Origin of the sequence: Pseudomonas sp. BF-B-15 (genome assembly GCF_019946675.1) — a bacterium.
Lineage (GTDB): Bacteria > Pseudomonadota > Gammaproteobacteria > Pseudomonadales > Pseudomonadaceae > Aquipseudomonas > Aquipseudomonas migulae.
Window position 1 is genome coordinate 15,501 of record NZ_JAGYFZ010000024.1, and the last position, 10,410, is coordinate 25,910.

Annotated in this window: 2 protein-coding genes; both read left to right on the plus strand. The window is 63.6% G+C overall.

What is annotated here, in order from left to right:
• Positions 1 to 43: 43 nt before the first annotated feature.
• Positions 44 to 9,286, plus strand: coding sequence for a non-ribosomal peptide synthetase (locus KGA97_RS10490; protein WP_223480734.1), 9,243 nt, complete (start codon positions 44 to 46; stop codon positions 9,284 to 9,286).
• Between the two features lie 54 nt (positions 9,287 to 9,340).
• Complete coding sequence (locus tag KGA97_RS10495; RefSeq protein ID WP_223480735.1) at positions 9,341 to 10,399, plus strand: TauD/TfdA family dioxygenase; 1,059 nt, start codon at positions 9,341 to 9,343, stop codon at positions 10,397 to 10,399.
• Positions 10,400 to 10,410: the final 11 nt, after the last annotated feature.

Consider the following 10,410-nt stretch of genomic DNA (forward strand, 5'->3'; position numbering starts at 1 on the left):
GACGTGCCTTTGTGCTTCCCGCCACTGATCCGGATGCTTAGAAATGAATGCTGATGACTCCTTGAAACTTGCTCGCCGGTTTATCGGGTTGCCCCTGGAAAAGCGCCAGATGTTCCTTGCGGCCTTGCAAAAGGAAGGCATTGATTTCGCCCGGTTCCCCATTCCTGCAGGTGTCGAGGCCGAGGATCGCCAGGCGCTGTCGTATGCTCAGCAACGCATGTGGTTTCTGTGGCAACTGGACGCGCAAAGTGGTGCCTACAACCTGCCGGGCGCGGTGCGTTTGACCGGAGCGTTGAACCTGTCGGCGCTGGAGCAAGCCTTCATCAGCCTCGTGGAGCGTCACGAAACCCTGCGCACGGTGTTCCAGCGCCAGGCCGACGACACCTTGCTGCAAGTGCCGGCCAGCGCGCCGCTGATCATCAAACACGTGGACTTCAGCGCCTTGCCGGAAACGGAGCGCGAACGTGCCGTCGCCCAAGCGGCCGAACAGCAATCGGTGCTGCCCTTCGATCTGTCCATCGGCCCGCTGCTGCGGGTGACCTTGCTCAAACTCGCCGAGCAGGAACACGTCCTGCTGCTGACCCTGCACCACATCGTGTCCGACGGCTGGTCGATGAACGTGCTGATCGACGAATTCATCCGCTGCTACGACGCTTTCGAGGCCGGTGCACAACCGCAACTCGCGCCGCTGCCGATCCAGTACAGCGACTACGCCTTGTGGCAGCGCCGCTGGCTGGAGGCGGGCGAGCAAGCGCGCCAACTCGATTACTGGCAAGCACAACTCGGCGACGAACACCCGGTGCTCGAATTGCCGACCGACCACTCGCGCCCGGCGATGCCGAGTTATCGCGGCACACGCTACGAATTCGCCGTCGACACGCAACTGGCCGAGCAACTGCGCGCCACCGCGCAGAAACACAACATCACCCTGTTCATGCTGTTGCTCGGTGCGTTCAACGCGCTGCTGCATCGCTACACCGGACAGACCGACATCCGTGTCGGCGTGCCGATTGCCAATCGCAACCGAGCGGAAATCGAAGGCCTGATCGGCTTCTTCGTCAACACCCAAGTGCTGCGCACCCGGCTCGATGGCCACACTCGCGTTGACGATCTGCTGCGTGCCATCAAGGAGACTGCGCTCGGTGCCCAGGCCCATCAGGATTTGCCGTTCGAGCGTCTGGTCGAAGCGCTGAAACTGGAGCGCAGCCTCAGCCACACGCCGTTGTTCCAAGTGATGTACAACCACCAGCCGCAGGTTGCGGACATGTCCAGCATCAGTACCGCGTCCGGCCTGGTGCTGGGCGCGATCGAGTGGGAAGGGCGCACCACGCAGTTCGACCTGACCCTCGACACCTATGAAAAGAGCGGCAAGCTGCACGCCGCGCTGACCTACGCCAGCGACCTGTTCGACGCACCGACCATCACGCGCATGGCGCAGCACTGGACGCGGCTGTTGCAGGCGATGGTGATCGACACACATCAGCGGGTCGGCGAGCTGCCGATGCTGGCGGCGGATGAACAACAGGTGCTGGTGCATGACTGGAACCGCACCGCCGAAACCTATCCCGTCGAGCAATGCATTCATGAACTGATCCACGCCCAGGCCTTGCGCACACCCGAGGCGCCGGCGCTGGTGTTTGGCGACCGTCAGCTGACTTATGCACAGCTCGATGCGCGCACCAGGCAATTGGCGCATTACCTGCGCGAGCAGGGTGTCGGTCCCGATGTGCTGGTGGGGATTGCCGTTGAGCGTTCGCTGGAAATGGTCATTGGCCTGTTGGCGATTCTCAAGGCCGGCGGTGCTTACGTGCCGCTCGATCCGGAATACCCGGCGGAACGCCTGGCCTACATGATCGAAGACAGTGCGATTGGCGTGTTGCTGACCCAAAGCTCCTTGGTTGACACGCTGCCGACCGAGGGCATCAAGGTCATCGCACTGGATCAGGACGAGGACTGGCTGGACGGTTACAGCGAAAATTGCCCGCAGGTGTCGGTAAATCCGCTGAACCTGGCGTATGTGATTTACACCTCCGGTTCCACCGGCAAACCCAAGGGCGCCGGCAACAGCCATGCGGCGCTGGTCAATCGTTTGTGCTGGATGCAACAGGCGTACGGGTTGGACGGCAGCGACTCGGTGTTGCAGAAAACCCCGTTCAGTTTCGACGTCTCGGTCTGGGAGTTCTTCTGGCCGTTGATGACCGGTGCTCGTCTGGTGGTGGCGCCGCCGGGCGCGCATCGCGAGCCGGCGCGGTTGATCCGCCTCATCGGCGAGTTCGGCATCAGCACCTTGCACTTCGTGCCGTCGATGCTTCAGGCGTTTATCCACGAGCCGGGCGTTGAAGCCTGCACCAGCCTCAAACGCATCGCGTGCAGCGGTGAAGCCCTGCCGCTGGATGCCCAACTTCAAGTGTTCGCCAGATTGCCGGGCGCCGGGTTGTTCAATCTGTACGGGCCGACCGAAGCGGCCATCGACGTGACCCACTGGACGTGCGTTGACGAGGGCGCCGACAGCGTGCCCATCGGCCGGCCGATTGCCAACCTGCGCACCCACGTTCTGGACGCGCAGTTGCTGCCGGTGCCGGCAGGCGTGGCGGGGGAGTTGTACCTGGGCGGCGCCGGCCTGGCGCGCAGTTATCACCGGCGTCCGGGGCTGACGGCCGAGCGGTTTGTGCCGTGCCCGTTCCATGACGGCGCACGCTTGTACCGCACCGGCGACCGCGTGCGCCAGCGTGCCGACGGGGTGATCGAGTACCTCGGCCGCCTCGACCATCAAGTGAAACTGCGCGGCCTGCGTATCGAACTGGGGGAAATCGAAACCCGTCTGATGCAGCATCCGCTGGTGCGCGAGGCGGTGGTCCTGGTGCAGGGCGGCAAACATCTGGTGGCGTACCTGGTGCTGGAAAACGCCGAGGCGCAGTGGCCGGAAACCCTCAAGGGCTGGCTGCTCAATAGCCTGCCGGAATACATGGTGCCCACCTACCTGATGCCACTGGATGCCTTGCCGGTGACCGCCAACGGCAAACTGGACCGCAAGGCCCTGCCGCAACCGGACGCGGCGCCGCAACAGGCGTTCGTCGCGCCGCAAGATGCGATGCAGATGGCATTGGCGCAGATCTGGCAGGACGTGTTGGGCCTGGAACGAGTGGGCCTTGAAGACAACTTCTTCGAGCTGGGCGGTGACTCGATCATCTCCATTCAAGTGGTCAGTCGCGCCCGTCAGGCCGGTATCCGTCTCAGCCCGCGCGACCTGTTTCAGTACCAGACCGTGCGCAGCCTGGCGCTGGTGGCGGCGTTCGACAACCGCAGTGCCATCGACCAAGGGCCGGTCAGCGGCGAAGTGCAGCTGACCCCGGCGCAACACTACTTCTTCGAACAAGTCGTCGCGCAACCGCACCACTGGAACCAGTCTTTGCTGCTGACGCCGCGTGAGGCGTTGGACCCTAATGCGCTGGAAGCCGCTCTGGTTGCGCTGATTAACCATCACGATGCCTTGCGCCTGCGGTTTACCGCGAGTGTCGATGGCTGGCAGCAGTCTCATGGACCACAGGTCGAAACGGCCGGGTTGTGGCAGCGGCACGCGGCGTCGACCGAGGCGTTGACGGCCCTGTGCGACGAAGCGCAACGCAGCCTCGATCTGGCCGAAGGGTCGTTGCTGCGCGCGCTGCTGGTCAGTCTCGACGATGGCACGCAACGCCTGCTGCTGGCGGTCCACCATTTGGCGGTGGACGGTGTGTCCTGGCGGGTGCTGCTCGAAGACCTGCAGCAGGCCTACGCGCAATTGGCGGATGGCAGCGCCGCAACGTTGCCGGACAAAACCAGCGCTTATCAACACTGGGCCAAACACCTGCAAGCGCATGCCCACACGCTGGATCAACAACTGCCTTACTGGCAGGCACAACACGCCGATGCCCGCGACCTGCCGTGTGAAAATCCGCTGGGCAGCCTGCAGCATCGCCACGGCCACAAAATCGAATCGAAGCTCGACGCCGGGTTGACGCGGCAGTTGTTGCAAACGGCGCCGGCGGCCTATCGCACTCAGGTCAACGACCTGCTGCTGACCGCCCTGGCGCGGGTGATTTGCCGTTGGACCGGGCACAACTCGACGCTGATCCAGCTCGAAGGCCATGGCCGTGAAGACCTGTTCGACGACCTCGACCTGACGCGCACCGTGGGCTGGTTCACCAGCCTGTTCCCGGTACGCCTGCAACCTAGTGCGCAAACGGCGAACACGATCAAGGCGATCAAGGAGCAACTGCGCGCCATCCCCGACAAAGGCCTGGGGTATGGCCTGCTGCGTTACCTCGGCGAACCGGCCCAGCGTGAAGCGTTGCAAGGATTGCCGGCACCGCGCATTACCTTCAACTACCTCGGCCAGTTCGACCGCCAGTTCGATGAAGACGCGCTGTTCGTGCCGGCGCTGGAAAGCGGCGGTCAGGCCCAGGGTGATGATGCGCCGTTGGCCAACTGGCTGACGCTGGAAAGCCAGGTCTATGGCGGTCAGCTCTCGCTGCAATGGGGTTTCAGTCGCGACATGTTCGCCGACGGCACCGTTCAAAAACTGGCCGACGCCTACACCGAAGAACTCACTGCGCTGATCGAACACTGCTGCGCCACGCCAGCGGGGCAGGTCACGCCGTCAGACTTCCCGTTGGCACGGATCAATCAGGCGCAGCTGGACGCCTTGCCCGTCGCCGCCCCGGCCATCGAAGACATTTATCCGTTGACGCCGATGCAGCAGGGCATGCTGTTCCACACCTTGTATGAGCCGCAGGCCGAGGCCTACATCAACCAACTGCGCCTGGAGATTCAGGGGCTGGAACTGGCGGCCTTCGGTCGGGCGTGGCAGGCGGCGATCAACCGTCACGACATTCTGCGCAGCAGCTTCCACTGGTTGGGCCTGGAAGCTGCGCATCAGGTGATTCATCGCCAGATCGACCTGCAATTGCAAGTGATCGAAGCGGCCGATATCGACCTCGATGCACTGGCCGCCGAAGAGCGCAGCCGTGGTTTCGAACTCAGTGCCGCGCCGCTGTTCCGCCTGATGCTGGTGCGCCAGAGCAGCGACGCCTGGCACCTGATCTACACCAGTCATCACATCCTCATGGACGGCTGGAGCAACGCGCAGTTGCTCGGCGAGGTGATTCAGCATTACGCCGGGCAAACACTGGCCAAGCCTTTGGGGCAATACCGCGACTACCTCGGCTGGATTCAGCAGCAGCCACCGGCGGCGGGCGAACAGTTCTGGAAACAGGCGCTGGCCGCGCTCGAAACCCCAACCTTGCTGGCGCAAGCCTTGCCGACGCCGGTCGAAGGGCGCGGCATGGGCGAGCATCACCTGACGCTCGAAAGCGTCGCGATGCAGCGTCTGGCTGAGTTTGCCCGGCAGCAGAAAATCACCCTCAACACCTTGTTGCAGGGCGCATGGGGCCTGCTGTTGCAGCGCTACACCGGCCAATCGTGCGTGGCCTTCGGCGCGACGATTGCCGGGCGATCCGCACCGTTGCCGGGTATCGAGCAACAGTTGGGTCTGTTCATCAACACCTTGCCGATCATCGCCGCGCCGTCGTCCCCACAACCGGTCAGCCAATGGCTCAATGAACTGCAAGCGCTGAACCTGAGCCTGCGCGAGTTCGAGCATGTGCCGCTCTACGACATTCAGGGCTGGGCCGGGCAGCAGGGCAACGCGCTGTTCGACAGTTTGCTGGTGTTCGAAAACTTCCCGGTGGCCGAAGCGCTGAAGCAGGGGGCACCGGCGGGACTGACCTTCGGCGCATTGCGCAATCACGAAATCACCAGCTACCCGCTGACCCTCGGCATCGAAGTCGGCGCCAGCCTGCGTCTGGAATTCAGTTTCGACCGGGCCTTGTTCAGCGCCGCGCAGATCGAGCGTTTGAGTGCGAACCTGCTGCATGTGCTGGAGCAATTCGTTGCGCAGCCGCAGCAGGTGCTGGGCGCCGTCAGTCTGTTGGACGCGAAGCAAACAGCGCAGGTATTGCTGGGCTCGCGTCCCGCCGCGCCGCTGCTGGACAGTCCGCTGTTGGCGCATCAGCGTTTCGAGCAGCAAGCGGCCCGCACGCCCGATGCATGGGCCGTGATTGTCGGCGGCGAGCGACTGACTTATGCACAGCTCAACGCCCAGGCCAACCAGCTCGCCCATCGCCTGCGCGAGCACGGTGTGGCGCCGGGGCAGCGGGTCGGCCTGTCGGTGCGGCGCAATGCACAGATGATCGTCAGCCTCATGGCCATCCTCAAGTCCGGCGCCGGTTACGTGCCGCTGGACCCGGACTACCCGGCCGAACGCCTGGCCTACATGATCGAAGACAGCGGCATGGACCTGCTGCTGGCGCAACCGGAGCTGCTGACCGATGTCGCGCTACCCGAAGGCTTGCCGCGCCTGGCGCTGACGACGGCGTCGCTGGCCGGCTATTCCACGGCCAACCCGGTCAACCTCGCCTGTGCCGAAGACCTCGCGTACCTGATTTACACCTCCGGTTCCACCGGGCGGCCGAAAGGCGTGTGCCTGGCCCATGCCGCGCTGCGCGAGTTTTGCGTGATTGCGGCGGACTATTCGCAACTCAGCGCCGACGACCGCGTGCTGCAATTCGCCACGTTCAGCTTCGACGGCTTTGTCGAGCAGTGCTACCCGCCACTGTGCGTGGGCGCGGCGCTGGTGTTGCGCGGCGATGAGCTGTGGGACACCGACACCTTGTACCGACAGATCATCGAACAGGGCGTGACCCTGGCGGACTTGCCAGCGGCCTACTGGTATTTGCTGGCCCAGGAATGGGCCGCGCAGCCTCAGCGCGACAAAGGTCGGTTGCGGCAGGTTCACGTCGGTGGCGAAGCCATGTCGCTGGAGGGCTTGAAGCTCTGGCATGCCGCCGGTCTCGGCGACGTACGCCTGCTCAACACTTACGGGCCGACCGAAGCCACGGTGGTTTCCAGTACGCACCTGTGCACCTTGGCCGACACGCAAAACCTGATCGGCGTGCCGATTGGTCGCGCCTTGCCCGGTCGGGCGTTGTACGTGCTGGACACCGAGGGCCATCTGTTGCCAACCGGTTGCGTGGGCGAGTTGTGCATCGGCGGTGATGCCGGCATTGCCCAGCACTATCACCAGCGTCCGGGTTTGAGTGCCGAACGCTTTATCGCCGATCCGTTTTCCACCACGCCGGGCGCACGTTTGTACCGTAGCGGTGACCTGGCGCGGTATCGCGAAGACGGCGCGCTGGAATACCTGGGGCGCATCGACCATCAGGTGAAAATTCGCGGTTTCCGCGTTGAACTCGGTGAACTGGAAGCGCACCTGCAAGGCTTGCCGATGATCAGCGAAGCCGCAGTGCTGGTGCACGAAGGCGTCGGTGGCAAGCAACTGATCGGTTATGTGGTGCCGGTGTTGCCGAACGCCGATTCCCGTCAACTCACCGAAACCGTGCGCCAGGTTTTGGGTGAGCGTCTGCCGGACTACATGCTCCCGGCGCAACTGGTGGTGATGAGCGCATTGCCGCTCAACCGCAACGGCAAACTCGACCGCGCGGCGCTGCCCGCACCCGAAGTCTGGGAAGCCGTGGCCGGCACCGCACCGCAAGGTGAGCTGGAAATCGAGCTGGCGCAGATCTGGCAGCAGGTATTGCAAGTTGCCCGTGTCGATCGCGAAAACAGCTTCTTCGAATTGGGCGGCCATTCGTTGCTGGCCACGCAGATCGTCTCGCAGATTCGTCAGCGCCTGGGCCTGTCGGTGAGTTTGCGCAGCCTGTTCGAGCACCCGCGCCTGCAGGATTTCGCGGCGCAGGTGCAAGGCCTGCGGCACGCCGCCAATGTCTGCGAACGCCCGGCGCTGGTGGCGGACCACTCCGGCGAACGCCAGCCGTTGTCCTTCGCCCAGCAGCGGTTGTGGTTCCTGTGGAACCTCGAACCCGACAGTTCGATGTACAACATGCCCGGCGCCCTGCGGTTGCGCGGCGCGTTGAACCTGTCGGCGTTGCAGCAAACCTTCGAAACCCTGGTGCAACGCCACGCCGTGTTGCGCACCACGTTCTATGAGGAAGACGGCCAGGCCTGGCAGCGGGTACACGCCGAACTGCCGCTGGATTTCGCCATCAGCGATCTACGGCATTTGCCGGCCCCGGACGTCGAAGCCGAGCAACGGGCCCGTGAAGAAGTCGCCCGGCCGTTCGATCTGCGCAACGGGCCGTTGCTGCGGGTGCGGGTGTTGCAGGTTGCGGATCAGGAGCATGTGCTGCTGCTGACGGTGCACCACATCGCGGCAGATGACTGGTCGTTCCGGATTCTGATCAATGAATTCGTCACGCTGTACCCGACCCTCAACCGGGGCGGCGTCGCGCAGTTGCCGGAGCAGGTCGTGCAATACGCCGACTTCGCCAAATGGCAGCGTCAGTGGCTGGAGCAGGACGGCGAGCTGCAACGTCAGCTCGATTACTGGCAGGCGCGCCTCAGTCAGCCGCAAGCCGTGCTGGAGCTGCCGGGCGACGGCGATCAGCGTCAGGCGCAGGAGGGCGCCAGCCAACATTTCACCTTGAATTCGACCTTGAGTCAGCAGTTGCGCGACTTCGCCCAACAGCGTGGATTGTCGCTGTTCATGGTGCTATTGGCCGGCTTCACCCTGGTGTTGCGCCAGCGCACCGAGGTCAGCCGCGTGCGCATCGGCACCGATATCGCCAACCGAAATCAAGTTGAGCTTGAACAAATGGTCGGCTTCTTCGTTAACCAATTAGTGCTGCAAGTGGAGGTCGATGCCGACCAGGCTGCCGGGCAACTTTTGCAAGCCTGTCGCCGTGCGGTTCTGGAGGCTTCGGACCATCAGGACCTGCCGTTCGAGCGATTGGTGGAAGCGTTGCGCTTGCCGCGTCGGGCCGGGCGTTCGCCGTTGTTCGACATCAAGTTGATCTATCAGGAAGGCGTCGGTCGCTTGCCCTCCATGGACGGCTTGTTGGTCAAGGACTTCCCGTCGGGCCGGCAAGCCGCCGAGATCGGCATGGTCGCTGCGTTCTACAACGAGGCCGAACACATTCACCTGAGTTTCGAAACACCCGCCGGGCAGTACTTGCCGAGCACGCTGCAAAGCCTGTTCGAACAAATCGAGGCGGTACTGCAAGCGTTGTTGCGCGCCGACGAGCTGACGGTCAGCGATCTGCTGGAACTGGCCACCGAGGTGCAGCGCCGTGCCGATGCGCGATTGAACGAGCAGCGCAAGGCGTTGTTGGGCGGGCCCATGGCGATCAAGCGTCGTCGCGGCACGCCGGCAACGCAAGGCGCGGCGGACTGATTCATTGCGGCGGCGCCAACCGGGCGCCGCCGTCATCATTTTCTGGAGGGGTTTATGACTGTTTCAACCACCAAGTCCATTCCCAAAATCGGCCGCGGTGCGCGCAAGAGCCTGTCCACCGACCCGACCCGGCTGGTGAGTTTTGCGCCGATGTTCGACGGTGCCAGCATGCCGCTGGTGTGCCGCCCGGCAGTGCCTGGTGTGAGCCTGGTGGAATGGGCGACGGAGAATCGCGCCCTGATCGAAAGCAAGCTGCTTGATCACGCGGTGATTCTGTTCCGTGGCTTCCAGGTGGCCGACATCGCCGAATTCAACCGCTGCGTGGCGGCGATTTCCGACGGTGCCCTGGAGTACCTGTTCCGCGCCTCGCCACGGACCCAGATCACCGGTCAGTTCAAGATCTACAGCTCCACCGATTACCCGGCGGCGGAGAAAATCTTCCCGCACAACGAGCATTCCTATTCGCCGGTGTTCCCGCGTCACTTGTACTTCTACTGCGACACACCCTCGACCACCGGCGGCGAAACACCGTTCGGCGACACCCGCGAAATCCTCGCGCGGATCGACCCGGCCGTGCGCGAAGAGTTTCAGCGTAAACGCATCATGTACGTGCGCAACTACGGCGACGGCATGGGGCTGCCATGGCAGACCGTGTTCCAGAGCGAGGAGCGCGGCGAAGTCGAAGCCTACTGCGCGAAGATCGGCATTCAGGCCGAGTGGAAATCGGGCAATCGCCTGCGCACCCGGCAAAACGGCCCGGCCATCGTGCGCCATCCGCTGACGGGCGAGCGCATCTGGTTCAACCACGGCACCTTCTTCAACGCGCTGACCCTGCCGGACAGCATCCGCGACAACCTGCTGCGTGAATTCGGCCCGCTGGACCTGCCGCAAAACACCTTCTTCGGCGACGGCTCGGCCATCCCCGACGACGTGATCCGCCACCTGCAAGGCATCTATCGCGACGTGATGGTCGAGTTCGCCTGGGAGAAGGGCGACGTGGTCCTGCTGGACAACATCCTCAGCGTGCATGCGCGCAACGAATTCACTGGCTACAGAAAAATCCTCACGGCCATGGCCATCGCGCAGAAAAGCGCCGACCTGGATCAGGAATAAGGACCCTCGAC

What these genes read in the sequence shown, in the direction of transcription:
- KGA97_RS10495 (WP_223480735.1), top strand. Translation starts at nt 9,341, where the DNA reads ATGACTGTTTCAACCACCAAGTCCATTCCCAAAATCGGCCGCGGTGCG.
- KGA97_RS10490 (WP_223480734.1), top strand. Translation starts at nt 44, where the DNA reads ATGAATGCTGATGACTCCTTGAAACTTGCTCGCCGGTTTATCGGGTTG.